The 24,683-nt window shown below is 71.3% G+C and carries 18 protein-coding genes and 1 pseudogene; 11 read left to right on the forward strand and 8 right to left on the reverse strand.

The window, feature by feature from the left end; genetic code table 11:
• Window positions 1–122: 122 nt before the first annotated feature.
• Both BJY18_RS29580 and BJY18_RS29585 read left to right on the forward strand, forming a co-directional pair.
• Window positions 123–1,277 (forward strand): exonuclease SbcCD subunit D, encoded by a 1,155-nt coding sequence (locus BJY18_RS29580; protein WP_184783180.1) that lies wholly within the window; start codon window positions 123–125, stop codon window positions 1,275–1,277.
• Window positions 1,274–4,237: an AAA family ATPase gene (locus tag BJY18_RS29585; protein ID WP_184783181.1), complete on the forward strand. Its 2,964-nt coding sequence runs from the start codon at window positions 1,274–1,276 to the stop codon at window positions 4,235–4,237. Before BJY18_RS29580 ends, BJY18_RS29585 begins: the two co-directional genes overlap by 4 nt.
• Before the next feature lie 671 nt (window positions 4,238–4,908).
• Here BJY18_RS29585 and BJY18_RS29590 read toward each other — a convergent pair.
• A complete protein-coding gene (locus tag BJY18_RS29590; protein ID WP_184783182.1) occupies window positions 4,909–5,412 on the reverse strand; it encodes a methylated-DNA--[protein]-cysteine S-methyltransferase in 504 nt (167 codons plus the stop codon).
• A gap of 968 nt (window positions 5,413–6,380) precedes the next feature.
• Window positions 6,381–7,433, reverse strand: a pseudogene (locus BJY18_RS38130) (bifunctional transcriptional activator/DNA repair enzyme AdaA); the annotation flags it as partial.
• A gap of 114 nt (window positions 7,434–7,547) precedes the next feature.
• On the opposite strand from BJY18_RS38130, the gene ychF reads away from it, so the two are divergent.
• Window positions 7,548–8,630 carry a redox-regulated ATPase YchF gene (gene ychF, locus BJY18_RS29600; RefSeq protein ID WP_184783183.1) on the forward strand — a complete coding sequence of 361 codons (1,083 nt, stop codon included), beginning with the start codon at window positions 7,548–7,550 and terminating at the stop codon, window positions 8,628–8,630.
• A 438-nt stretch (window positions 8,631–9,068) separates the two neighbouring features.
• On the opposite strand, the gene BJY18_RS29605 is transcribed toward ychF, so the two are convergent.
• On the reverse strand, window positions 9,069–9,359 hold the full coding sequence (locus BJY18_RS29605) for a 4a-hydroxytetrahydrobiopterin dehydratase (protein ID WP_184783184.1): 291 nt from the start codon (window positions 9,357–9,359) through the stop codon (window positions 9,069–9,071).
• A gap of 161 nt (window positions 9,360–9,520) precedes the next feature.
• Here BJY18_RS29605 and BJY18_RS29610 point away from each other — a divergent pair, with 161 nt between their 5' ends.
• The 3 genes from BJY18_RS29610 to BJY18_RS29620 are packed head-to-tail and all read left to right on the forward strand — an operon-like array spanning window position 9,521 to window position 13,211.
• Window positions 9,521–10,588 (forward strand): thiamine ABC transporter substrate-binding protein, encoded by a 1,068-nt coding sequence (locus BJY18_RS29610; RefSeq protein ID WP_184783185.1) that lies wholly within the window; start codon window positions 9,521–9,523, stop codon window positions 10,586–10,588.
• Window positions 10,564–12,183 (forward strand): ABC transporter permease, encoded by a 1,620-nt coding sequence (locus BJY18_RS29615; RefSeq protein ID WP_184783186.1) that lies wholly within the window; start codon window positions 10,564–10,566, stop codon window positions 12,181–12,183. The genes BJY18_RS29610 and BJY18_RS29615 overlap by 25 nt, the downstream gene beginning before the upstream one ends.
• Complete coding sequence (locus tag BJY18_RS29620; RefSeq protein ID WP_184783187.1) at window positions 12,183–13,211, forward strand: ABC transporter ATP-binding protein; 1,029 nt, start codon at window positions 12,183–12,185, stop codon at window positions 13,209–13,211. The genes BJY18_RS29615 and BJY18_RS29620 overlap by 1 nt, the downstream gene beginning before the upstream one ends.
• A gap of 27 nt (window positions 13,212–13,238) precedes the next feature.
• Here BJY18_RS29620 and BJY18_RS29625 read toward each other — a convergent pair whose 3' ends face one another.
• From BJY18_RS29625 to BJY18_RS29635, 3 genes are read right to left on the reverse strand one after another with little or no spacing between them, the layout of a single operon-like run.
• Window positions 13,239–14,132: an ABC transporter permease gene (locus tag BJY18_RS29625; RefSeq protein WP_184783188.1), complete on the reverse strand. Its 894-nt coding sequence runs from the start codon at window positions 14,130–14,132 to the stop codon at window positions 13,239–13,241.
• 34 nt (window positions 14,133–14,166) lie between these two features.
• Complete coding sequence (locus BJY18_RS29630; RefSeq protein WP_312874003.1) at window positions 14,167–15,171, reverse strand: ABC transporter ATP-binding protein; 1,005 nt, start codon at window positions 15,169–15,171, stop codon at window positions 14,167–14,169.
• On the reverse strand, window positions 15,168–16,259 hold the full coding sequence (locus BJY18_RS29635) for a LolA family protein (protein ID WP_184783189.1): 1,092 nt from the start codon (window positions 16,257–16,259) through the stop codon (window positions 15,168–15,170). The genes BJY18_RS29630 and BJY18_RS29635 overlap by 4 nt, the downstream gene beginning before the upstream one ends.
• A gap of 143 nt (window positions 16,260–16,402) precedes the next feature.
• Here BJY18_RS29635 and BJY18_RS29640 point away from each other — a divergent pair, with 143 nt between their 5' ends.
• The 3 genes from BJY18_RS29640 (at window position 16,403) to BJY18_RS29650 (ending at window position 18,926) form a co-directional block, all read left to right on the forward strand.
• A complete protein-coding gene (locus tag BJY18_RS29640) occupies window positions 16,403–17,113 on the forward strand; it encodes a response regulator transcription factor (protein ID WP_184783190.1) in 711 nt (236 codons plus the stop codon).
• A complete protein-coding gene (locus tag BJY18_RS29645; protein WP_184783191.1) occupies window positions 17,110–18,429 on the forward strand; it encodes a sensor histidine kinase in 1,320 nt (439 codons plus the stop codon). The genes BJY18_RS29640 and BJY18_RS29645 overlap by 4 nt, the downstream gene beginning before the upstream one ends.
• A 107-nt stretch (window positions 18,430–18,536) precedes the next feature.
• A complete protein-coding gene (locus BJY18_RS29650) occupies window positions 18,537–18,926 on the forward strand; it encodes a (deoxy)nucleoside triphosphate pyrophosphohydrolase (protein ID WP_184784922.1) in 390 nt (129 codons plus the stop codon).
• A 45-nt stretch (window positions 18,927–18,971) separates the two neighbouring features.
• Here BJY18_RS29650 and trpS read toward each other — a convergent pair whose 3' ends face one another.
• On the reverse strand, window positions 18,972–19,937 hold the full coding sequence (gene trpS, locus BJY18_RS29655; RefSeq protein WP_184783192.1) for a tryptophan--tRNA ligase: 966 nt from the start codon (window positions 19,935–19,937) through the stop codon (window positions 18,972–18,974).
• A 315-nt stretch (window positions 19,938–20,252) separates the two neighbouring features.
• A complete protein-coding gene (locus BJY18_RS29660) occupies window positions 20,253–20,411 on the reverse strand; it encodes a hypothetical protein (protein WP_184783193.1) in 159 nt (52 codons plus the stop codon).
• A 222-nt stretch (window positions 20,412–20,633) separates the two neighbouring features.
• On the opposite strand from BJY18_RS29660, the gene typA reads away from it, so the two are divergent.
• Entirely contained in the window at window positions 20,634–22,562 is a 1,929-nt protein-coding gene (typA, locus tag BJY18_RS29665; protein WP_184783194.1) for a translational GTPase TypA, read from the forward strand.
• Between the two features lie 303 nt (window positions 22,563–22,865).
• On the forward strand, window positions 22,866–24,632 hold the full coding sequence (locus BJY18_RS29670) for an ABC transporter family substrate-binding protein (protein ID WP_184783195.1): 1,767 nt from the start codon (window positions 22,866–22,868) through the stop codon (window positions 24,630–24,632).
• Window positions 24,633–24,683: the final 51 nt, after the last annotated feature.

The following is a 24,683-nucleotide window of genomic DNA, read 5'->3' on the forward strand; positions in this document are numbered from 1 at the left end:
GAGTTCACCCGATCCGGAACTCGGCGTGTCCGGCGAACCCTGATCGGCTTCGTACACACGTTCGAGTGGGGTATCGGCGTGCCTGCGGCATTTGGTCGGACCCTGCTCCTAACGTGGTCGCCGTGAGAGTCCTCCACACATCCGACTGGCATCTCGGCCGCACGTTCCACGGCGCCGATCTGCTCACCGAACAGGAGGCCGTCCTCACGCACATCGCCGGACTCGTCGAGCGCGAGGCGGTCGACGTCGTGGTGGTGGCCGGTGACATCTACGACCGCGCGGTGCCCTCCGCCGAGGCCGTCCGGGTCGCCACGACCGCGCTCGCCCGCATCCGCCAAGCGGGCGCGCAGCTGGTGCTCACCCCGGGCAACCACGATTCGGCCGCCCGGCTGGGCGCGTTCGCGGAGTTCGCCGCGGCCGGCGGGCTGCACCTGCGCGCGACGGTCGCCGGTATCGCAGAACCCGTGCTGCTTCACGACGAACACGGTCCGGTGGCGTTCTACGGCCTGCCTTACCTGGAGCCGGAACCGTCGAGGCACGCACTGGGTGTCCCGGAGGCGCGGGGACACACCGGCGTACTCGGCGAAGCAATGCGCCGCGTACGTGCCGATCTGGCCCGCCGTCCGAAAACGCGCTCGGTGGTGCTGGCGCACGCGTTCGTCACCGGTGGTGAACCCACCGAGTCGGAGCGGACGATCGCTGTGGGCGGGGTCGAACAGGTACCGGGTTCGGTGTTCGACGGCGTGGACTACGTCGCGCTCGGGCATCTGCACGGTCCGCAGACGCTCGCCGAGCACCTGCGTTACTCGGGCAGTCCGCTGGCCTATTCGTTTTCCGAGGCCAGGCAACGGAAATCGGTCTGGCTGGTCGATCTCGACGTCGCCGGCCTGGCAGCTGTGCGTCGGCACGAGCTGCCCGTGCCGCGTCCGCTGGCCACGCTCACCGGTGAGCTGTCCGCGCTGCTCGCGGAGCCGGATCACGAGCAGTGGCGCGCGCATTTCCTCTCGATCACTGTCACCGACCGGGTCCGTCCGGTGGAGGCGATGCGCCGGCTTCGGGAGAGGTTTCCCTTCGCGGTGCATATGGACTGGCGGCCGGAAGGCGGAGTCGCCGGGGCGGAGCTGAAGTACGCCGAGGCAGTCCGTGGCCGCAGTGACCTGCAGATCGCGCGGAGCTTCCTCGACGACTGCCGGGGTGCCGAACCGAACGAGCGGGAAGAGCGGCTCGTGCACCTCGCCCTCGAAGCGGCGAACCGGGCGGCGGTGGCGAAGCTGTGAGACTGCACCTGCTGGAAGTGGAGGCGTTCGGCCCGTACGCGCGCCGAGAGATGGTCGATTTCGACGCTCTCGGAGCTGATGGCCTCTTCCTTCTTCACGGCGACACCGGCGCGGGCAAAACCACACTCCTCGACGCGATCGCCTTCGCGTTGTTCGGTGTGGTGCCGGGCGCGCGTGGGGACGCCAAGCGGTTGCGGTGCGATCTCGCCGCGTCCGAGCAGCACACGGAAGTGGTGCTCGAGCTGACCGTGCAGGGACAGCGGCTGCGGATCGTCCGCAGCCCGGAGTACGAACGCCCGAAGAAGCGCGGCGCCGGTGTCACGACGCAGCAGGCGCGGGTCTCGCTGACCTGGGTCGGCGCTCCGCCGGCCGGTCTGCCGCCCGACGGACTGATCCGGATCGATGAGGTGGCCCGGACGGTCGAGCGGCTGCTGGGCATGACCGCAGCGCAGTTCTTCCAGGTCGTGTTGCTCCCGCAGGGCGAGTTCGCGAGGTTCCTGCGCAGCGACACGACCGAACGCGAGAAGCTGCTGGAGCGATTGTTCGGCACGGAGCGGTTTTCCGACGTCGAACGCTGGTTCGCCGACCTGCGCACCGAGCGGGGGCGGATGCTGGAAAAGCGGCAGGCGGAAGTGCGGGAGCTGCTGGCCCGCTACGCCCAGGAAGCGCAGCAGGACCCGCCGGAAGACGGCCGGGTGGAATGGGTCGACACCGTGCTCGCCGAGGTAGCTGCCCGCGCTCAATCGGTGCAAACCCAAGCCGCTCAAGCACTTTCCGCGACCAAAACGGCAGACGCGGCGTTGCGAGAAGCCGAGGAGGACGTGGAGAAGATTCGCCGGGTCCGCACCGCGCACACGCGGCTGGCGCAGATCGCGGAGCAGGCGGACGAGCGTGCCGAATGGGTGGAGGAGATCGCGGTCGCGCGGCGGGCCGCGGCGGTGGCACCCGAGGCCGAGCTGCTGGAGCGGCGTACCGCCGAGCTCGGCAACGCCCAGGCGGCGGAGGCCGAGCGTGCCCGCGACCTTGCCGAGCTGGGCTTCGACGCAGCGGGGCTGGTCGTCGCCGACCTGCGTGAACGCGCAGGTTCTCTGCGCGAGGAAGCCGGTGCCCTCGCCGAGCTGGCTGCGGAGGCGCGGCAGCAGCAGGTCGACGAACAACGGCGGGCGGAGCGGAGCAAGGCGGTCGCGGACACGGCCACCAAGGTCACGGTCCTCACCGAGAAACTGACGAAGCTGCCCGAACAGCTCACCGCTGCCCGGGCTGCCGCGGCTTCGGCCGCGGAGGCAGCGGCGAAGCTGGAGGGCGTCGGGGCCCGGGTGGAGGAGCTGACCGCACTGGCACGGGCGGCCGAGCAATTGCCTGCCACCGTGGCCCGGGTCGAGCGAGGGGAGACGAAGCTGCGAGAGGCGGTCGATGCGCACCAGGCAGCCCGGCAGCACCGGCTGGACCTGCGTGAGCGTCGGTTGGAGGGAATGGCGGCCGAGCTGGCTTCCGGGCTGGCGGAAGGGGCGCCGTGTCCGGTGTGTGGTTCGGCGGATCATCCTGCTCCGGCAGACCACGAGGTCGGGCTGGTCGATCCGGCCGCGGAACGGGACGCTGAGGAGGTCGAGCAGCAGGCCTCTTCGGCGCGGCAGCGAGTGGTGTCCACGCTGGAAGAGGTGAAGGCTCGCGCCGACGCGTTGCGGGAACGGCTCGGTGGGCAGACAGCGGAGTCGGTGGCGGCTGAGCTGGCCGCGGCCCGGAGCAGTCTTGCCGGGCTGACCGAACAGGCACGGCACAAGGACCGGCTCGTCCGCCAGGTGAGCGAACTGGAGCGACAAGCGGACGAGCTGGCCGAACAACGCAGGCAGGCAGAGCAGGCGGTCACCGGGGCGACCAGCGAAATCCGGGCGCTGGACGAGCGTCTCGCCGAGCGTGCGCAGCGGTTGATCACCGGCCGGGGTGATTTTCCGGACGTCCCCGCGCGGCGGCAGCACCTGCTCACAGTCGCGGGGGCCTTGGACGAGGCCGCCGAGACACGCACCACTGTTGCCGGAGCGGAGACGCGGCTTGCCGAGCAGCGGGATCTTGTCGAGATTTCTTTGCACGCCAAAGGGTTTGCCACGCTCGAGGAGATGCGCGCGGCAACGCGTTCGGACGAGCAGATCACCAAGCTCGAACAGGGGCTCGCCGAGGCCGATGCGACTGCGGCGGGCGCGCGTGAGCTGCTCGCGCAACCCGAGTTGTTCGGGATTTCGCCGGACGACTCCGTGGAGGTCGCGCCGAAAGCCGAGATGGCCAAGGCCGCGCGTGCGCGTGCCGACGCGGCTTACGCGGAACAGCAGTCGGTGCAGGCTCAGCATCGTGAGCTGGAGAAACTCGCCAGCCGGATGGGCAAGGCGCTTGCGGAGCTCGCGCCCGTCGAGGAGGAGTACGCGGAGCTGCGCGCACTGTCCGAAGTGGTCAATGGGCGAGGGCAGAACGCGCGGAAGATGTCGTTGCGCTCGTACGTTCTCGCCGCGCGGCTGGAGGAGGTCGCGCTCGCGGCGACCGCTCGATTGCGCACGATGAGCCAGGGCCGGTACTCGTTCGTGCACTCGGACGCGGCCGGTGCCCGCGGCACCCGCGGCGGACTGGGGCTCGACGTGCTGGACGACTATTCCGGAGCCATCCGGCCGGCCAAGACGCTCTCGGGCGGCGAATCGTTCCTGGCTTCGTTGTCGCTCGCACTGGGCCTGGCCGACGTCGTCGCCGGCGAGACCGGCGGAGCGCTGCTCGACACGCTCTTCGTGGACGAGGGTTTCGGAACCCTCGACGCCGAAACCCTGGACGTCGTGATGAACATCCTCGACGAACTCCGAGCCGGCGGCCGCGTGGTCGGCTTGGTGTCCCACGTGGAGGAATTGCGCCAGCGCATCCCGACCCGCCTACGGGTGCGAAAGGCGCGTGCCGGCTCGACCGTGGAGGTGAGCGTGGCCTGAGCACATCAGCGCAGGACGCTGACCGCGCGGAACCCTGCGGGCACACGCGCCAGGCCGAGCTGGCCTGTGGACTGATCCAGTGCGCCGCCCGTCGGCGGATGGCGGTTGCTCGGGAATGAGGCTGTCTGCGGATAGCGGGAGCCGTTGTCGCGTGGGACCGGCCGTTGTCGGGTGGCGAGGTTGTTCTCGGACGGGGTCGGCCCCGGTAGGAAGCCGTCCGCGGGGCGGGAAGCTGTTCTCGGGTGGGGTCGGCCGTTCGAGCGCCGATGTTGGGTGGCGCCCGCCTACCCGCGTAGGGAGCGCCGACGGGTCGGGAGCCGTTGTCGGGTGGCGAGGGTTGTTTTCGGGCGGGCCGGCCGTCGTCTGGTGGGGACTGTTCTCGAGTGGGCCTGTCCGGGTAGGGAGCCGTCCGCGGGTCGGGACGCCCGTTCTCAGGTCGCGAGGGCTGCTCTCCGGCGGGATTCGCCCGAGAACAGAGAGCGTTCACAGGGCGGGAAGACCGTTGTCGGCTGAGGCATCCGATCGCGGATGGATGCGGGCCAGTCTGCGCGGTGGGAGAGCCGCTATCGGCGAGGGGCCGCTGCTGAAGGGGACGCCGCTGCCGGAGGGGACTGCCCGTGGATGGTAGCGCCCGGACCAGGCTCCCGCTTGTGGGGCGGGTGCTGCGCGTCTCAGGCAGGGTGCTCGTGGTCCAGGAGCCAGCGCTTCGTGTCCGTGCCCCAGCGGAAGTTGCCCAGGGCGCCGCCGGTGCGGATCACGCGGTGGCAGGGGACGAAAAGGGCGGCGGCGTTGCGGGCGCAGGCCGAGGCGGCGGCTCGGACGGCGGCTGGGCTGCCCGTCAGGGTGGCGTACTCCGCATAGCTCACGGGGCTGCCTGCCGGCACCTTCCGCAGCATTTCCCAGGCGTGCTCGCGGAAAGCGCCGGAGCGTTGGCGGACTTCGACGTCTGCGATGACGTCCAGCTCGCCGGCGTGGTAGCGGCGGACGGCCTTGGTCACGGGTCCCAGATCGCGGCGTTCGGTCAGCGCAGTCGGCGCCAGCGACGGGGAAATGAGTGCCGTCAGTTCGGCGACGTCGCCCGTCCAGCCGGAGGCGAGTACGGCGCCGTCGCCTGCCACGACGGCGGTGAACGGGCCCACCTTGGTGTCCACAGTGGACCAAAAAGCTGTGCTCACGAGAATTCTCCTCGAACGGCCTGAGTGGTGAGAATACGGAGGTACATGCCGGCGTACGAACTCCACGGTCGCCATCCCCTGGCCGACGTCGCGAGGTCGATGCCCAGAACGTCCGCGCCCTGCCGGACGGCGGGGTCGGCGGTCAGCAGCACGTCGGGCGAACCCAGCAGGCGCATGACGACGTAGTCCGCGGTCGCCGGGTCGATGCCGCCGGACAGCAGCTCGTCGCGGAGTTCGTCCGGGTCGCGGCCGACGTGGGGGTCGAGCGTGCCGTCCGCCAGCGCGGTGGCGACCCGGCGGACCAGCGGTGCCACGCCGGCTTCGGCCACGGCTTCGGGTGTCGGAAACAGAGTCGTCAGAGCGTTCATCGGCGACTCGGACCCCGGGACCGGGCGACCGCGGCAGGGCCGGGAGGCCGATGCCGCGCTACCCGGCAGGTCGGACAGTCGGCTCGCAACGCCAGATACCGCGCCCGCGGTTGGTGGCTGGACTGCGACCGCGTCGGAGGGCGGCGGGAAGCCGGGTGAGGATGCGTGGTCCCGCGTTGCGTCGGGTGATGCTGGGAAATCCGGTGCCGCACCGGGGTGTACTTCCTGGCCGCGTGGTGGCACCTGGCCGGGGTGTGCGGTGATGTGCGGGGCATCGGTGGGCGAGTCGGGTGCCGCACCGGGTGGTTCTCCGTGGCTGTGTGGCGGTGCGGTGTCGGGGCATGCGACGTGCGGGGCGGCCGAGGGGGCGTTCCGTGCTGCGTTGGGGGTTATCGCGTGGCCGCGTGAAGGGATGGAGTCGGCGCGTGGGGCATCCGATGGGAGATCCGGTGCCGCACCGGGCGGTTTCGCGTGGCCCCGTGGCAGCACAGAGGCGGGATGTGCGGCGAAGCTCCGGGCGCCCCGGCTCCGTGCTGAGGCAGTCTCTGTCCCCGTTGCTGGGGTCAGTTCGTCAAGAGGTCCGGCAAGTGGCCCGCCGAAGGGGTCGCCCAGGGTGGCGACCTTGGTCGCGGCCTTGCCGAGCAGAGTTCGCAGCAGGAGTTCCGGGCCGTCGACTGCGCCGGGGACCCGGATGCCCGGTGCTGCGGCGACCACGGGCGCCAGTGCGGTGTCTGCACCCAAGATCCTGGTGACTGCCTCGGGGTCGGCGTCCAAGTCCAGGAGGCGGCGGACCCGGGTGACGGCGCTGCCCAGATCCCGCAGGTCCGTCAGCGTCAGGTCACAGCGGACGTGGTCGGGCCGGGGGTGCACCCAGACCGCGCCCGGCCCGTGCGGCAGGCGGAGTGTGCGGCCGTAGCCGGTCAAGGCTGTGTCGCCCTCGGTGGCTTCGATGCCGGGCAACGCGCGCGAAGCGTGGTAACGCAGCACGCTTCGCGCGTCGAACGGCGCGCGGAACGGCAACCGGAGGCTCAACCTCGTCGCGGTGCTCGGTTCGGCACGGCGTCCGCGGCGGACGCTGACTGCACGCAGCTGAGACGGCGTGGTCGCGAAAACCTCGCGGATCGTCTCGTTGAACTGCCGCACGCTCGAGAAGCCGGCAGCGAACGCGACGTCGGTGAGCGGAAGCTGGGACATCTCGATCAGCAGCCGCGCCGCATGTGCGCGGTGGGCACGCGCGAGAGCGAGCGGGCCGGCACCCAGCTCGGCCGTCAGCACGCGGCCCAGCTGGCGTTCGGAATAGCCGAGCCGTCGAGCCAGGCCGGGCACGCCTTCGCGTTCGACGAGACCGTCCGAGATGAGCCGCATCGCGCGGGCGGCCAGGTCGGCGCGGACATTCCAGTCCGGCGACCCGGGAACGGCGTCGGGCAGGCAACGGCGGCACGCGCGGTAGCCGCCGGCCTGCGCGGCGGCCGACGTCGGGTAGAAGCGGACGTTCCGCTCCTTCGGCGTGAGCGCGGGGCACGACGGCCGGCAGTAGATCCCCGTCGTGCGCACAGCCATGATGAACTGGCCGTCGAACCGCTGGTCGCGGGCGGTGACGGCCCGGTAGCAACGCTCGGTGTCGAGCCAGATCGGCGTGCTCGTGGTGGCCATGCCTGCAATGATGCCAGCAGGTGACAGTGTCGACTGGCGGAAATCCGCCACGACGCTGCGGCACCGTTCACCGGGTCGGCGGGGGCCGGCGCGCGGCACGTAGACTTACCCGCCGTGAGTCTCACCCTCGGTATCGTCGGCCTGCCCAACGTCGGCAAGTCCACCCTGTTCAACGCGCTGACCCGCAACGACGTGCTCGCCGCGAACTACCCGTTCGCCACGATCGAGCCCAACGTCGGCGTGGTGCCGCTGCCGGACCCGCGGCTGGACAAGCTCGCCGAGCTCTTCGCCTCGGAGAAGACGGTGCCCGCAGTGGTGTCCTTTGTGGACATCGCAGGTATCGTGAAGGGTGCGTCCGAGGGTGCCGGGCTGGGCAACAAGTTCCTGGCCAACATCCGCGAGGCGAACGCGATCTGCCAGGTCATCCGGGTGTTCGACGATCCGGACGTGGTGCACGTCGACGGCCGGATCGACCCGTTGGGCGACATCGAGACGATCAACACCGAGCTGATCCTCGCCGACCTGCAGACGCTGGAGAAGGCGTTGCCGCGGCTGGAGAAAGAGGCCCGGACCAGGAAGGAGGCCCGGCCGGCGCTGGAGAACGCCCAGCAGGCCAAGGAGATCCTCGACTCCGGGCGCACGTTGTTCCAGGCGCAGAAGGAGATCGACTCCGAGGCGCTGCGGGAGCTGAGCCTGCTCACCACGAAGCCGTTCCTCTACGTCTTCAACGCCGACGAGCCCGTGCTCACCGACGAAGCCCGCCGCGAAGAGCTCGCGAAGCTGGTCGCGCCCGCCGACGCGGTGTTCCTCGACGCGAAGGTCGAGGCCGAGCTGCTGGAGCTGGACGACGACGAGTCCGCGCGCGAGCTGCTGGAGTCCGTCGGCCAGCTGGAGCCCGGCCTGCACGCGCTGGCCCGCGCCGGTTTCCACACCCTGGGCCTGCAGACCTACCTCACGGCGGGTCCCAAGGAGTCGCGCGCGTGGACGATCCCGCAGGGCGCCACCGCCCCCCAGGCCGCGGGCGTCATCCACACCGACTTCGAACGCGGCTTCATCAAGGCCGAGGTCGTGTCCTACACCGACCTGATCGAGGCGGGCTCGATGGCCGCCGCCCGCTCCGCCGGCAAGGTCCGGATGGAAGGCAAGGACTACCCGATGGCCGACGGCGACGTGGTCGAGTTCCGCTTCAACGTGTAGTGGCATCGCTTGACGAAGCCCCCACGGCCGGTGTGCCGTGGGGGCTTCGTCACGTGGCCCGTGCGTGGATGTTCAGCCGAGCAGGCCGAGCACCACGATCGCGATCAGCGTGAACGCCGTGGCGTAGCCGGTGATCAGGGCGCGCTGGGTGGGGGAGAGCTGGGCGGACGTGCTGTGCATGACGTGTCCTAGTGGGCGAGTGCCGACGGTTCCGCCTGCATAGCGGCCTGATCACGGCCGGCGTTACCGGGTGTGTCACGGATCACGCCGGGCGCGGGCGGTGTACCAGAGCACCCCGCCTGCCGCGGCCACCATCAGGCCGAACGACACCATTCCCACCACTACCGCCTGCGTCATCTCGCGTCCTTCCGGATCTGGTGTCCGGGAGACGTGCGAGACCGGCGGTGGTGTCGCCGTTGTTGCCGACGTCACGCCTGGTCAGCGTGCCGCCAGCAGGTCGTCGATCTGCCTGGCCAGTGCGAAGTCCTTCTCCGTGAGGCCGCCCGCGGAGTGGGTACTCAACCGGAAGGTCAGGGTTCGCCAGCGGATGTCGATGTCGGGGTGGTGGTCCGCGGTTTCGGCCAGTTCGGCCACCCGGTCGACCACCTCGATCGCGGCCGGGAAGGAGGGCCGTTCGGTCGTGCGGACGAGGGTGGCGCCGTCGCGGTGCCAGCCGGACAGGGTGCTCAGTGCCTCGTCGGCGGCCGAGTCGCTCAGGAGTTCCGTCATCCCTCCATGGTGTCGGCTAGGCTTCGCGGTTGCCACGGGAGTCCGGCACGGCCGGGCTGAGAGGCGGGCAGCAGGTCCGCGACCGTTCGCACCTGAATCCGGATCATGCCGGCGCAGGGAGGCCCACCGCTCTCCTCGCCCGGCGTAGTGCAGGAGGGTAGATGTTTCCGCGGACCGCACGCACGGTGCTGGGCCTCACCTCGGTGGCGGTGCTGGCGGGTGCCTGCTCGCTGTCCGGCGGTGATTCCGGCGGCTCGGCGGGCTCCGACCAGCAGAACCCGACGGTCACGCTGGTCACGCACGATTCGTTCGCCGCGCCGCAGGACGTGCTCGACGCCTTCCAGCGTCAGTCCGGCATCACGCTCAAGATCGTCAAGTCCGGTGACGCGGGCGCGCTGACCAACAAGCTGGTGCTGACCAAGGGCAACCCGGTCGGCGACGTCGCGTACGGCGTCGACAACACGTTCGCCTCCCGCGCGCTGGGTGAGGACGTGTTCCAGCCGTACACGAGCCCCGAAGCCGACCGCGGGCCCCAGCGCTATTCGGTCGACCCCGAGCACCGGCTCTCCGCGGTCGACGTCGGCGACGTCTGCGTGAACGTGGACACCGGCTACTTCGCGAGCAAGGGCATCCCGGCGCCGGCGTCGTACGACGATCTGGCCGATCCGAAGTACAAGGACCTGATGGTCGCCGAAAGCCCGGCCACCGCGTCGCCCGGGCTGGCCTTCCTGCTCGGCACGGTCGCGAAGTACGGCGAATCCGGCTGGCCGGACTACTGGAACCGGCTCAAGGCCAACGGGCTCAAGATCGACAGCGGCTGGGAGGAGGCCTACACCAAGGACTTCTCCGGCTCGTCCGGCAAGGGCCCGCGGCCGATCGTGGTCTCCTACGCCTCGTCGCCTGCCGCCGAACTCGGCCAGGATGGCAAACCGCGGACGAAGGCGCTGCTGGACACGTGCTTCCGGCAGGTCGAGTACGCCGGGGTGCTGACCGGCGGCAAGCAGCAGCCGCAGGCGCAGAAGGTGGTCGACTTCCTGCTGTCGCAACAGTTCCAGGCCACGGTCGCGGCCAATATGTACGTCTACCCGGCGCGAACCGGCGTCGAGCTGCCGGCGGGCTGGGCCACCGCGGCGCCGCTGCCGAGTGCCCCGGGCACCATGGCCGCCGACAAGATCCAGGCCGGCCGGGAGAAGTGGATCGGGACATGGCGCTCGCTCATGGGGGCGTGAGACCGGCTCGCACGGCCGGGCTCACCCTCCTCGGGCTGCTGCCGGTCGCGTTCCTGGTGGTGTTCTTCGCCTGGCCGGTGGTGGCGATCGTCGGCCGCGGGTTCTCCGCGGGCGGCGTCGACACCGTGCTCGGCGACCCGCAGACCTGGCGGCTGACCGGGTTCACCCTCGCCAGCGCCGCCGCGTCCACCGTGGTCGCGGTGGTGGCCGGGCTGCCGGTGGCGTTCCTGCTCGCCCGGGTGCGGCTGCCCGGCGTCGGCCTGGCGCGCACCATCGTGCTGGTCCCGTTCGTGCTGCCGACGGTGGTCGTCGGCCTCGCGTTCCGCGCGTTGTGGCCGGACGGCGGGGTGCTGCCGCTGGTGCTGGCCAACGCCTTCTTCAACGTCGCCGTGGTCGCACGGACCGTCTCCGGGCTGTGGGCGCACCTCGACCCGCGGGCCACCGAGGCCGCGCGGGCGCTCGGCGCTTCGCCGTGGCGGGCGTTCCGCACGGTCACGCTGCCTGCGCTCGCACCGGCGGTCGCCTCGGCGGCCGCAGTGGTCTTTCTCTTCTGCGCCACCAGCTTCGGCGTGGTGCTGATTCTCGGCGGCGGCAACTTCCGCACCCTGGAGACCGAGATCTACCTGCGTACCGTGGATTTGCTGGATCTCTCCGGGGCGGCGGCGCTCTCGTTGCTCCAGTTCGCCGCGGTGGTCGCGGCGCTGGCTCTCGGCGCGGTCGCACGACGGCGGCGGGAGAACGCGGTGCGGCTGCGGTCCGCGCAGGTCACTGCCCGGTGTCCGCAGGGCGGGCAGTGGTACGTGGTCGGGGCGGCGGTGGCCGTGCTCGGGCTGTTGCTGATACCGATCTTCGCGCTGCTCGTGGAGTCGGTGTCCACTGCGGACGGGTGGAGTTTCGCCGGATATCGCGCCCTGTCCGGTACCGGCGCGAACGGTGCGCTGCAGGTGACCGGCTGGGTCGCCGCACAGAACTCACTTGCCGCGGCGACCGACGCGACCCTGCTAGCCATGGCCATCGGGGTGATCGCGAGCGTGGTGCTGGTCGCGCTGCGCCGCTCACCCGGACGGCTCGCCCACGGAATGGGAGAGACGATGGACGCGGCGCTGATGCTGCCGCTGGGAGTTTCCGCGGTGACGGTCGGATTCGGCTACCTCGTGACGCTCGACGCGCTGCCCGGCGACCTGCGCACGTCGCCGATGCTCGTGCCGCTGGCCCAGGCGCTCGTGATCATCCCGCTGGTGGTGCGGATGATCCTGCCGGTGCTGCGGGCGATCGACGAGCGGCTGCGCCAGGCCGCGGCGACGCTCGGCGCGAGCCCGGCGCGGGTGTGGCGGGAGATCGACCTGCCGCTGGCCGCGCGGTCACTGGTCGCCGCGGCCGGGTTCGGATTCGTGGTGGCGCTCGGCGAGTTCGGGGCCACGAGTTTCCTCGCCCGCCCGGACGCGCCGACGCTGCCGGTCGCCGTCGCCACGCTGATCGGCCGGCCGGGGGAGCTGAACAACCAGATGGCCTACGCCGGATGCGCCTTGCTGATGCTGGTGACCGTCGTGGCCGTCGTGCTGATCGACCGGTTCGGTTCGGTCGGGGAGTTCTGATGGCGCTGTCGGTACGGGACGTCACTGTCCACTATGGATCCTTCGCCGCGGTGCGCGGTGCCTCGCTCGACCTCGCCGACGGGGAGGTGCTCGCGTTGCTCGGCCCGTCCGGCTCGGGGAAGTCGACGCTGCTGCGGGCGATCACCGGACTGGAACCGGCTTCGGAGGGCGTGGTCTCCTGGGACGGTGCCGACCTCGCCGCGGTCCCGGTGCACAAACGCGGCTTCGGCCTGGTCTTCCAGGACGGGCAGCTGTTCCCGCACCGCGACGTCGCCGCGAACATCGCCTTCGGCCTGCGGATGCACGGCGTCCCGCGCGCACAGCACGCGAAACGGGTCACCGAGCTGCTGGAACTGGTGGGGCTGACCGGGTTCGAACGACGCCGGGTGACCGAGCTGTCCGGCGGCCAGGCCCAGCGGGTCGCGCTCGCCCGAGCCCTGGCACCCGAACCCCGGTTGCTGCTGCTCGACGAACCGCTGTCCGGGCTCGACGCGGGACTGCGTGAACAGCTGGCGATCGACCTGGCGGACCTGTTGCGACGCAGCAAGATCACCGCGTTGCTCGTGACGCACGACCAGGAGGAGGCGTTCACGCTGGCCGATCGGGTGGCGGTGCTCGACGCCGGCGAGATCCGGCAGGAGGGTGCGGTCGGTTCGGTGTGGCGGCGCCCGGCCGACGACGCGGTGGCCCGTTTCCTCGGCGTCACCACGTTCCTGCCCGGTCGCGCCTCCGGCGGCGTGGTGCGCACCGAGCTGGGCCAGTTCGAGCTGGCCGCGGCCCCGGACGGCCCGGTCCGGCTGGGCCTGCGCCCGCACGGTCTGCGCGTGGCCTCCGACGGCGTGCCCGGGGAGGTCACCGCCGCCCTGCACCGCCGCGACCACGTACGACTGCTGGTCCGGCTGGCAACGCCTGCCGTGGAGACGGTGGACGCCGTCGCGCCCGCCTCCTCGGACCTGCGTGCGGGCGACCCCGTACGCCTGGCACCAGACCCGGACGGAATTGCCCTCGTGAGTGGCGAGGCCGGATAGAACCGGACTCGCCACTCACCAGGGTGCTCAGCCGTCGCGGGTGCTGAGGCGGCCGTAGGCCAGGGACAGGCCGACCACGAGGTAGCAGACCGCCCGCAGTGCGCCTTCGCCGAGCATTGTCGACGCCATCGGGTCCTGCAGTACCTCGAGCGGTGCTTCCGTCCAGTTCTGCGTGAGCAGGAACGGGTGCAGCCAGTCCAGCGAGGACAGGAAACCCAGGATGGTGAACACGATGTTGCCCGCCAGCACCGAGGCGACCACGAGCATCGGGTGCTCGGTCCAGCTCGACACCGCCAGCGCGACCGCCCCGACCGCCCACATCTGCAGCACGATCCAGCCGGCCACGAGCAGGATGCGGGCGAGCGCCCCGCCGAGCGACAACGTGGTGCCGGACAAGGTGAACAGCGAATCCGTGCCGTTCAGGATCAGGCCGGTGACCACGCCGGTCACGCACATCGCGAGCACCGCGACGAACGACACGGCCGCGACGCCGATCGCCTTCACCACCAGCAGCCGTCCCCGGCTCACCGGCGCGACGAGCCAGCCGCGCAACGTACCGTGTGCCGTCTCCCCGGCGATCGCGTCCGCTCCCGCCATCGCCGAGGCGAGTGGCAGCAGCAACGTCAGCGTCATCACCATCGCGGCGATCGGCAGTACGAACGCGTTGTTCACCGCGGACGCCAGCAGCGCCGCCCCCGCATCGCCCTGGGCGCCGCCCGGTGTGTCGCCGCCCGGTGAGGCTCCGCCCGCCAGGGTGAGCCCGACGCCGACCACGATCGGCACCAGCGCCAGCAGCCCCAGCACGGCGAGCGTGCGCGGCCGGCGGAAGATCCAGCGCAGCTCCGCGGCGACCAGCCGCGGCACGGGCACGGTGTCGTGCCCGGTCCGACTCGCCGGTGCGGTGAGTGCCGCGGTAGTCATGACGCCTCCACGGGAAGGAGCATGTCGGCGGTAGTCATGAGTCCCCCTCGTCGTCGCCCTCGGCTCCCGATTCCCCTTCGGTGAGGCGGGCGAACAAGTCTTCCAATCCGGTGCGCGCCCGGGTCGCCTCGTGCACCTCCACCCCGCCCTGCACGAGTACCTGCAGGACCCGCGGCGCGGGCGTGACGGTGAGGTCGGCGCGGACGCCGTCCGGGGCCAGCCGGGCGCCGATCCGGTTCTCCCGCAACGTTTCCAGCGCCAGCTCCGCGTCCGGCGTGCGGACCAGCAGCGCCGCGTTGCCCGATTCCAGCAGCTCGGACAGCTCGCCCTGGGCGACCACGGTGCCGGACTGGAGCACCGCCACGTGCGTGCAGGTCGCCTCCACCTCGGCCAGCAGATGCGACGACACCACCACGGTGACGCCCTCGGCGTGCAGTTCGGCGATGATCCGGCGGATCTCCCTGGTACCCGCCGGATCGAGGCCGTTCGTGGGCTCGTCGAGCACGACCACCCTGCGCGGCACCAGCAGCGCACTGGCCAGGCCGAGCCGCTGCTTCATCCCGAGCGAATAGCCCTTGTACCGCCGCCGGGCGGCCGCGGTGAGCCCGACCCGCTCGATCGCGGCGTCCACCGCGCCCGGGATCGCCTTGGCCGCCAGCCGCGGTTCCGCCGCCGCGAAGCGCAGCAGGTTGTCGCGGCCGGACAGGAACGGGTGGAAACCTGGGCCCTCGACCAGCGCGCCGACGTCGGGCAGCGCGTGCGCGGACTCGTCCGGCATCCGCCTGCCGAGCAGCTCGACCTCACCCTCGGTGGGCCGGACCAGCCCGAGCAGCATCCGGATCGTGGTGGTCTTGCCCGAACCGTTGGGCCCGAGCATGCCCAGCACCGCACCCTCGGGCACGTCCAGATCCACGTGGTCGACCGCGACCGTGCTCCGGTAGACCTTGCGCAACCCCCGGGTGCGCGCGGCCAGCGGGACCGCCGGGGCGGGCACCTCGTCCGAAATGCCCGCCCCGGTCTCGATCGCTGTGCTGGTCACTTGGTGCCCAGCGCGTCGTACAGCACCTGCTCCGGCACGGCGCCGGCGGCGAAATGGCCGTCGTCGGACAGCACCGCGGTGCCGACCTTGGTGGTCAGCAGGTAGCCGCTGCCCCACGCACCGTTCACGCGCTTGGCCACCCGGCTCAGCAGCTTCTGCGGGTCAACGTTGCCCCTGTTGCCCTTGTCGCCCTGCGTCATCTTGAGTGCGTCGGCCGGGACCTTGCCGGTGACGACGGTGTCCCAGCCGTCCCCGACGAGCGCGGTGTCCTGCTTGGCCTGGTCGGCCAGGTCCTTCGTGTCCTGGTCCGGCTTCGCGGACTTCTCGGTCACCTTCGCGCCCTTGGGCGGGGTGAAGGCGAACAGGTCGGCCGGCTGCGGCGTGAACTCGATTTTGTCGAAGGCCAGCTGCAGTGCCGGGGACGTGGTTCCGTTGCTCAGCACGGAAAGCCGCAGGGGCATCCGGGTCTGCGAGTCGACCGCGACGCGGATCTCACGCAGCAGCGTGCGCTCGGACGGCTTCGGCGTGAGGACCAGCTCGTAGGCCGGCCGGTCGGCGACGTTGGCCGTGCCGTCGACGGAAACCGTGCTGCTTTCCCGGACCTTCGTGAGCAGTTCCTTCGCCGCGGTGGCCGGGTCGGCGGCTGCCTTGTCCGCGCCCATCCCGTGCTTCCCGGTGGCCACGCCCGCCGGAATGGTGGTCTTGGTGGCGGTGTTGTCCTTCGACTTGTAGTTCCAGACGGTGGTGCCGTCGTGGATGATCGTCTCCTGCGACGAACCCTGGGTGAGCGAGACCTTCGCCTTGTCCGCCCCGTCGCTGAACACCTGCGCCGAATCGACGTTCAGCGCGCCGGCCCCCGGGATCGCGTTGCCCATGCTCGGCAGGCCGAGGTCGTTGCTGACCCGCACCGTGCCGTCGAACGCCGCCGGCTTCGCCGTCATCACCGACTGCACCAGGTCCTCCGCGCTGACCTGCGGCAGCTTCGGTGCGTCTCCCGCCGACGCGGGCATCGCGACCACGACCAGCCCGCCGACCCCGAGCGCGGTGCCGACGACGGCCGCGGTGATGGCCTTCTTCTTCGGATCCATGTCGTCTCCCTGTGTTCCCGAGCCCCAGTGTGCTCGGCTCCCGGTGCAGACGCTCCCCGGTCGAGGCTGAGATACCCCTGAATGGTCGGCCCGCGCGCCTGAGATCGCGCTGAGAGGCCCGGCGTCAGCTGCGGAAACCGGCCATGATGAACCTCGTGAAACCTCGGGTGCTGGTGGTCGACGACGAACCGGGCGTATGCAAGGCACTGCAGCGCGGCCTGCGTGCGGAGGACATGGACGTGGTCACCGCCGCGGACGGGCCGACCGGGCTGCAGCTCGCGCGCACCGGTTCGTTCGACGTCGTGCTGCTGGACATCATGCTGCCCGGGCTGTCGGGTTACCGGGTGCTGGAACGGCTGCGTGCCGAGGACGTGCGTACGCCGGTCCTGCTCGTGTCCGCCAAGGACGGCGAGATCGACCAGGCCGACGGCCTCGACCTCGGCGCCGACGGGTACCTGGTCAAGCCGTTCTCGTTCGTGGTGCTGGTCGCGCAGGTACGGGCGGTGCTGCGCCGGGCCGGTCCGGACGCCGCGCGTGGCACGCTGAAACTCGGTGCCCTGGAAGTGGACCGTGGGCTGCGGCAGGTGCGCTGGGACGGACGGGAGGTGCCGCTCAGTCCCCGTGAGTTCGGGTTGCTGGAAGTACTCGTGGGCCGGGCGGGCACGGTGGTGACCAAGGACGAGCTGCTGCGTGCGGTGTGGGGCGAGGAGCAGTCGGTCACGCGCAATCTCGTCGAGGTCTACGTGGGGTACGTGCGCCGCAAGCTCGACGCGGTCGGTGCCGGAACGCTGCTGCGCACGGTGCGCGGCCACGGCTACCTCGCGTCGGACGCGCAGCCGGACGAGGTCAGGTGATCGGCTCGCCCGGGTGGTGGCGGGGTCGTTCGCTGCGGGTGCGGATCACCGCGCTGGCGACCGCGATCACCCTGCTCTGCCTGCTGGGCCTGGCCGCCCTCGCGGCAGGGCGGCTGCAGCCGCTGCTGGTCGGCTCGGTCGACCGCGAACTGTCGGCCGCGCTCGGTCCGGCCGCCGCCGAGGTCGCAGCCGGGCACCGGCTCAGCCCCACGGATCCGGTGGTCGTACGGGTGCTGGACATCTCCGGCGCGCCGGTCGACGGGCAGTCGCGTGCGCAGCTGAACGCCGCCGACGTCGCGCAGCTCAAGGCAGGCACGCCGGTGCAGCGCGGCGGTTCGCGCTGGCAGGGCGAGGTGGTGAGTGCGCCGGACGGCACCCAGCGGCTCGTGGTCGCGAGCGCCGGCCTGGTCGGGTTCACCGCAGCGGTGCGGTACGGCGGGCTGTGGCTGGTGCTCGCCGCGCTGGTGGGTGCCGCGGTGGCCGGGTTCGCGACGTGGCTCGTGGTGCGGCTCGCGCTGCGGCCGGTGGCCCGGATGCGTGGCCTGGTGCGGTCGCTGCCGCCGGGGTCCCGGCTGCCGCTGCCGCAGTCGCACGACGAGATGCGGGCGCTCGCCGAGGAGTTCAACGCCCTGCTCGCGCGCCAGGAGGAGGTGAGCCAGCGGCTGCGCCGGTTCACCGGGGACGCCGCGCACGAGCTGCGCTCGCCGGTCGCCTCGATCCGGGTGCAGGCCGAGGTGGCCGTGACGAATCCGGATCCGGAGCTGGCGCAGGAAACGCTGTCGGACATCCTCACCGAGGCCGAACGGCTGTCCGGACTGCTCGACGGCCTGCTCACGCTGGCCCGCTCGGACGCAGGGGAGGTGCCGCCCGCCGAACCGGTCGAGATCGTCTCGGAGGTCCGCGCCGCGGTCGGCCGGCTGCCCGCCGGCGCGCCGCAGACCCGGGTGAGCACCGCGGTGGCGCAGGCCTTCGCCGCGGCCGCGCACCAGGAGGTGGAACTGGTGCTGGACAACCTGCTGCGCAACGCCTGCCGGTACGCGGCGGGCCAGATCGTGGTGTCGGTGCTGGCGTCGCGTTCGAGCGTGCGGGTCGTGGTGGACGACGACGGGCCCGGGGTCGCACCCGAGCACCGGCGGAAGGTGTTCGACCGGTTCTACCGCGCGTCCGACGACCGCGCGCGAATCTCCGGCGGCACCGGGCTCGGACTGGCGATGGTGGCCGAAGCCGTGCGGCGGCGCGGCGGGAAGGCACGGGTCGGGGAGTCCCCGGACGGTGGGGCGCGCTTCGAGATCACGTGGCGTGCGGCCGGTCGATGAGAGTCCGGCGGTGCCTCCTTCAGTGAACTCGCGTCGGTCAAAGCCCCCTGCGCGGAGTTCGGCGGGCGGCCCGGGGCCGGGTGCACCCCGTGCGGGAGACTGAGCGGATGGACGGGGTCATCGTGGGCGCAGCGCTCGTGCGCGAAGGGAAACTGCTTGCCCAGCAACGGGCATGGCCACCGCACCACGCGGGACAGTGGGAGCTGCCGGGCGGGCGGGTCGAGCCGGGCGAGACCGAGGCGTTCGCGCTGGCCCGGGAGTGCCAGGAGGAACTCGACGTCGTGGTGACCATCGGTACGCGGATCGGCCCGGAAGTGCCGTTGCCCGGCGGGAAGGTGCTGCGGGTCTACGCGGCCGCGCTGCTGTCGCCCGGTGCCGAACCGCGCGCGGTCGAGCACACGGCGTTGCGCTGGGTCGGAGCCGACGAACTGGACGAGGTTGACTGGCTGCCCGCGGACCGGGACCTGTTGCCCGCGTTGCATTCGCTGCTGCAGTGAACCCTCGTGAGTGGTGAGCCCGGTGCTCACCACTCACGAGGGTCTTCAAGCCGCGCCGATGAGCCGTAGTGCGGCGGAGACCCGGTGCGCACCGCGATCGGCCGCGCGCTCCGCGCCCGCTTTGCGCACGCGTTCCAGTTCGGCGACGTCGGTCAGCAGCGCCCGGGCGCCCTCCCGGATCGGGCGCAGCTCTTCGATCACCGCGTCCGCCACGGCGTCCTTCAGCACGCCGTAGGACGGGTACTGCCCGGCCAGCTCAGCCGGGTCGCCCCCCGTGCACGAGGCCAGGATGTCGAGCAGGTTCGCGATCCCCGGGCGGCTTCCGGGGGAGTAGGCCGGGATCGAGCCGCCGTCCGTGCGGGCCCGGCGGATCTTGCGCCGCACCTGGTCCGGCTCGTCGAGCACGAACACCACCCCGGCCTCGTCCCGCGCGGACTTCGACATCTTGCGCTCCGGATCGGCCAGGTCCTTCACCCGCGCGCCGGTGGGCGGCAGCACCGCTTCGGGCACGGTGAACACCTCGCCGTAGGTGGAGTTGAACCGCCGGGCGAGCGTGCGCGCCAGTTCGACGTGCTGACGCTGGTCCTCGCCGACCGGAACCTCGTCCGCGCCCTGCAGCAGGATGTCCGCGGCCATCAGCACCGGATAGGTCAGCAGGCTCAGCCGTACCCCGGCCTGTCCCTTCGCCTTTTCCTTGAACTGGATCATCCGCGCGGCCTCACCGTAGGAACAGGTGCACTCGAGAACCCAGGTCAGCGCGCCCAGGTCGCGGGCGAGGTCGGACTGCACGAACACCCGATCCGGCGCGATGCCCGTGGCCACCAGCACGGCCAGCTGCTCGGTGGCCAGCGAACGCAGCTTCGCCGGATTGTGCGCGGTGGTCATCGCGTGCAGATCGGAGACGAAGTACAGGTCGTCCGCCCCGCCCTCGGCCGCCCAGCGGCGCGTGGCACCGAGGTGGTTGCCGAGCTGGACGTGGCCGGACGGGGTGATGCCGGACAGCTGGACCATGGGATGTTCCTCTCCTGGGTACGCAGGCCCCGGGAGACGGACAGGGAAAAGGCCGCCCACCGGGGCGGCCTTCGCTGGATCAGCGCAGAGCTTCGGGGCCGCCGAGGGGCGGCCACCACTGGATGCTCTGGAAACGCATGACACGAACTGTAGCCGACGATCGGGTGGCCACGGTGGGTACGGCGCCGGAATCGCGACCGACCGGCGAAGCGGTGGCGTGTGGAGCCGGACCGTGCGCGCCGAGCCTGCCCGCTTGCGGACACCTGTCCCCGGAAACCGGACCGCTCGCCGGAGGACCGGTCACGAGCTTCCGCCTCAGGCGGCCTTCGCCAGCTGCTTCTTGGCCTTCTTCAACGCCAGCACCGGGCACTTGCCGCACCGGCTCTTGGAGCGGCAGCACTTCTTCTTGACCTTGCCCTTTTTGATCAGTTCGCGCACGACCGCCTGCGGGTCGTCGGGGTGCTTCTTGCCCACCTGCGCTCCTCGTTCCGGCAGCGGTCTTCCGGCCGTCCAGGTTAGGTGAGGCTAACCGATAACAGGGCGTGGCGCTACTCACACTGCGGCGCCAGGTATCCTGGTGTGGTCCGCGTGTGGCCAGAGCCGGTCATGACCTTCGGCGCCGTGGCCCCCAGGCCCGGTTTCCACGCCCAGCGCGGCCGCCCACCGCACTTCCTTTCAACGTTCAGGAGTCCTCGCGTGCCCGCAGCAAGCGCCACCGCGGTCGAACCCGGCCGCGCGTCCGGCAAGACCCGGCCCGACCTGCGCAACGTCGCGATCGTAGCCCACGTCGACCACGGCAAGACCACACTGGTCGACGCCATGCTCCGGCAGTCCGGCGCGTTCGCCGAGCGGGCCGAGGTCGTCGACCGCGTGCTGGATTCCGGTGAGCTCGAGCGGGAAAAGGGCATCACCATCCTCGCCAAGAACACCTCCATCCACCGCCAGACCGCCGACGGCGCGATCACCATCAACGTGATCGACACCCCCGGCCACGCCGACTTCGGTGGCGAGGTCGAGCGCGGCCTCGCCATGGTCGACGGCGTGGTGCTGCTGGTGGACGCCAGCGAGGGCCCGCTGCCGCAGACCCGCTTCGTGCTGCGCAAGACGCTCGAGGCCGGGCTGCCGGTGATCCTCGTGGTGAACAAGGTGGACCGCCCGGACGCGCGGATCGCCGAGGTCGTCGAGGAGACCCACGACCTGCTGCTCGACCTCGCGAGCGACATCGAGGACGCCGACCACGACGCGATCCTCGACCTGCCGGTGGTCTACGCCTCCGCGCGCGCCGGCAAGGCGAGCCTGGAGCAGCCCGCGGACGGCGGGCTGCCCGAGAGCGAGAACCTCGACCCGCTGTTCGACACGCTGCTCACCCACGTGCCGCCGCCCACCGCGGACCCGGACGCCCCGCTGCAGGCACTGGTCACCAACCTCGACGCGTCCAACTTCCTCGGCCGCATCGCGCTGATCCGCATCCACGCCGGCAAGCTGCGCAAGGGCCAGACGGTGGCCTGGATGCGGGAGAACGGCACGGTGGCCAACGTGCGCATCTCCGAGCTGCTCGTCACCGAGGCGCTCACCCGGGTGCCGGCCACCGAGGCCAGCGCGGGTGACCTCGTCGCCATCGCGGGCATCCCGGAGATCACCATCGGCGACACGCTGGCCGACGCGGAGAGCCCGGTCGCGCTGCCGCGGATCACCGTGGACGAGCCGGCCATCTCGATGACCATCGGCGTGAACTCCTCGCCGCTGGCCGGCCGGGGCGGCGGCGACAAGCTCACCGCACGGCTGGTCAAGTCCCGCCTCGACGCCGAGCTGGTCGGCAACGTGTCGATCCGGGTGCTGCCCACCGAACGTCCGGACACCTGGGAGGTGCAGGGCCGCGGCGAGCTGGCGCTGGCCATCCTGGTCGAGCAGATGCGCCGCGAGGGCTTCGAGCTCACGGTCGGCAAACCGCAGGTGGTGCTGCGCACGATCGAGGGCAAGCTGCACGAGCCGTTCGAGCGGCTCTACATCGATTCGCCCGAGGAACACCTCGGCTCGATCACCCAGCTGCTCGCCGCGCGCAAGGGCCGCATGGAGGACATGAGCGGCAACGGCAGCGGCCGGATCAAGCTGGTCTACGTGCTGCCCTCGCGCGGCCTGATCAGCTTCCGCACCGACTTCCTCACCGAAACGCGCGGCACCGGCATCGCGAACCACGTGTTCGAGGGCTACTTCCCGTGGGCGGGCGAGATCCGCACCCGGCACACCGGTTCACTGGTGGCCGACCGCTCCGGCCCGATCACCGGCTACGCGATGATCCAGCTGGCCGACCGCGGCACGTTCTTCGTGGAGCCGGGTGCCGAGGTGTACGAGGGCATGGTCGTGGGCGAGAACCCGCGCATGGAGGACCTCGACATCAACATCACCAAGGAGAAGAAGCTCACCAACATGCGCACCTCCGCGGGTGACGAGCTGGAGCGGCTGGCCCGCCCGCGCAAGCTCAGCCTGGAGGAGGCGCTGGAGTTCTGCGCCAGCGACGAGTGCGTCGAGGTGGCGCCGGAGGCGGTGCGCGTCCGCAAGGTCACGCTCGACATCTCGACCCGCGCCAAGGAGCGTTCCCGCGCCAAGAGCCGCGAGAACGGCTGATCCGGCTCGGACGAAGGGCGTCTCCCGCAACCGGGGAGGCGCCCTTCGCCGTGTCCACGGTGGAACCCGTGCCGGGTCCCGCACGTCCACCCTGATGGCGGTATCCACTCCGGTGTCGCCGGGCCCGTGCGGATGTGGGAATCTCGGTGCCGGTCCGGCCGGCGGCGTGGCAGCATGTCCGCTCGGGCTGCCGGACGCCGCCGCGAAGAAGCGCCGGCGCCGTTCCCGGGGGAAGTCGTTCCCAGGGACAAGGGCCGCGCGGGAGCAAGGACGTCGACGGCAGGAAGTTTCGGGAGGACGAGCGTGCGATTGCGACGCCGGGCGGCGCCGGTGCTGGCACTGGCGGGGGTGCTGCTCGCCGCGTGCTCGAACACGCCGCCACCCCCGGTGGTCACCTCCACGCCCCCGCCGAGCCCCACCACCGACCCGGCCGCCGCGTCGCAGATCGTGGTCGGGGTGGACGACGTGGTCGGCGGCTACAACCCGCACACCATCGCGGATTCCTCCACCATCACCTCGGCGCTGTCCCAGCTGCTGCTGCCCTCGGTGTTCCGGCAGTCCGACGACGGCACCCGCACGCTCGACAAGACCCTGATGAACTCGGCCGAGGTGGTCTCCCAGACGCCGTTCACCGTCCGGTACGAGATCCGCCCGGACGCATCCTGGTCCGACGGGGCCCCGATCGCCACCGAGGACTTCATCTACCTGGCCAACGCCATGAAGAGTGAGCCGGGTGTCCGGGAACCGGCCGGCTACCGGCTGATCTCCGACATCGAACCCCGCGACGGCGGAAAGGGCGTCGAGGTCACCTTCAGCAAGCCGTATCCGGCCTGGCAGACGTTGTTCGACGACCTGCTGCCGCAGCACCTGCTCAAGGACGCTCCTGGCGGCTGGCAGACCGCGCTCGCGTCGAGTTTCCCCGCGGTGGCCGGGCCGTTCGCGATCAAGAGCCTGGACACCGCGCGCGGCGAGGTGATCCTGCAGCGCAACGACCGGTACTGGGAGAAGCCGGCCGCGGTCGACACGCTGGCCCTGCGCCGGTCGGATCCGTCCGGGATCGCCACCGCGTTGCGCAGCGGCAACGACCAGTTCTCGCTCACCCATCCCGATTCCACCGGCCTGCAGCTGCTCAACGAGCTGGGTCCCGCGGTTCAGCTGCACACGCTGCCGCGGCCGCTCACCGCGTCGGTGCTGTTGCGGCCGGTCAGCGCGACGCTGTCCGATCCGCAGGTCCGTGCCGGGGTGGCCGCGCTGCTGAACCGTGCCGAGCTGATCAGCGCCGGTACGAAGGGCGGCCCGTCCGCCACGCTGAAGGCGGACGCACAGGTGCTGCCGCCGTCGGCGAAGGACTATGCGGCCACCATCCCGGCCGGTCCGCCCGCCGCGCCGGATCCGGCGACCGCGGACAAGTACTTCACCGCCGCCGGGTACAAGAAGGAAGCCGGCGTGTGGCGCAAGAACGGCAAGACGCTGTCGCTGGTGCTGGCGTCACCGGCCGGTCAGGAGCCCTACACCGCCATCGCGAAGGAACTGTCCGCCGAACTGATCGCCGAGGGGATCGAGGTCAACACGATCACCCCGCAGCCGCGTGACCTGTTCTCGTCGATGCTGGCGATGCCGGTGGTCAACGGACAGCAGCAGGCAGGTCCGGACGCGAACGGCAACGTGGGCGTGGACATCGCGGTGGCCGGCCTGCCGGTCGGCGGCGATCCGGCGACCGTGCTGGCGTCCACCTTCGGCTGCGCACCGGGACAGTCCACAACGGACAAGACGAAACCGGTGGTGCCGGCCAACCCGACCGGGCTGTGTGACGAGAGCCTGCAGGCCACCATCGATTCGGCGCTCACCGGCTCGGCGACGCTGGCCGATTCGCTGAAGACGCTGGAACCCCAGCTGTGGTCGGCGAACGCGGTCATCCCGCTCTTCCAGGACGCCGAAACACTGGCGGTGGGCAAGGGCATCTCCGGCCTCACGCCGGGGCCGCCGATGCAGGGTCCGTTCGGCACCGCCGTGAACTGGACCCGCGGCGCCTCCACCGACCCCACCAGCTCCACCACGCCCACCGGCTGACCCCCGGACGCGGTGAAGGCCCCGTCCGGGGAACCGGATTCCCTGGACGAG

Origin of the sequence: Amycolatopsis jiangsuensis, from assembly GCF_014204865.1 — a bacterium.
GTDB classification, from domain to species: Bacteria; Actinomycetota; Actinomycetes; order Mycobacteriales; family Pseudonocardiaceae; genus Amycolatopsis; species Amycolatopsis jiangsuensis.

Excerpts from the sequence above, each read along its gene's own strand:
- BJY18_RS29625 (WP_184783188.1), bottom strand. The coding sequence starts at position 14,132 with ATGACTACCGCGGCACTCACCGCACCGGCGAGTCGGACCGGGCACGAC.
- BJY18_RS29610 (WP_184783185.1), top strand. The coding sequence starts at position 9,521 with ATGTTTCCGCGGACCGCACGCACGGTGCTGGGCCTCACCTCGGTGGCG.
- BJY18_RS29620 (WP_184783187.1), top strand. The coding sequence starts at position 12,183 with ATGGCGCTGTCGGTACGGGACGTCACTGTCCACTATGGATCCTTCGCC.
- BJY18_RS29650 (WP_184784922.1), top strand. The coding sequence starts at position 18,537 with ATGGACGGGGTCATCGTGGGCGCAGCGCTCGTGCGCGAAGGGAAACTG.
- BJY18_RS29635 (WP_184783189.1), bottom strand. The coding sequence starts at position 16,259 with ATGGATCCGAAGAAGAAGGCCATCACCGCGGCCGTCGTCGGCACCGCG.
- BJY18_RS29605 (WP_184783184.1), bottom strand. The coding sequence starts at position 9,359 with ATGACGGAACTCCTGAGCGACTCGGCCGCCGACGAGGCACTGAGCACC.
- trpS (WP_184783192.1), bottom strand. The coding sequence starts at position 19,937 with ATGGTCCAGCTGTCCGGCATCACCCCGTCCGGCCACGTCCAGCTCGGC.
- BJY18_RS29615 (WP_184783186.1), top strand. The coding sequence starts at position 10,564 with ATGGCGCTCGCTCATGGGGGCGTGAGACCGGCTCGCACGGCCGGGCTC.
- BJY18_RS29640 (WP_184783190.1), top strand. The coding sequence starts at position 16,403 with ATGATGAACCTCGTGAAACCTCGGGTGCTGGTGGTCGACGACGAACCG.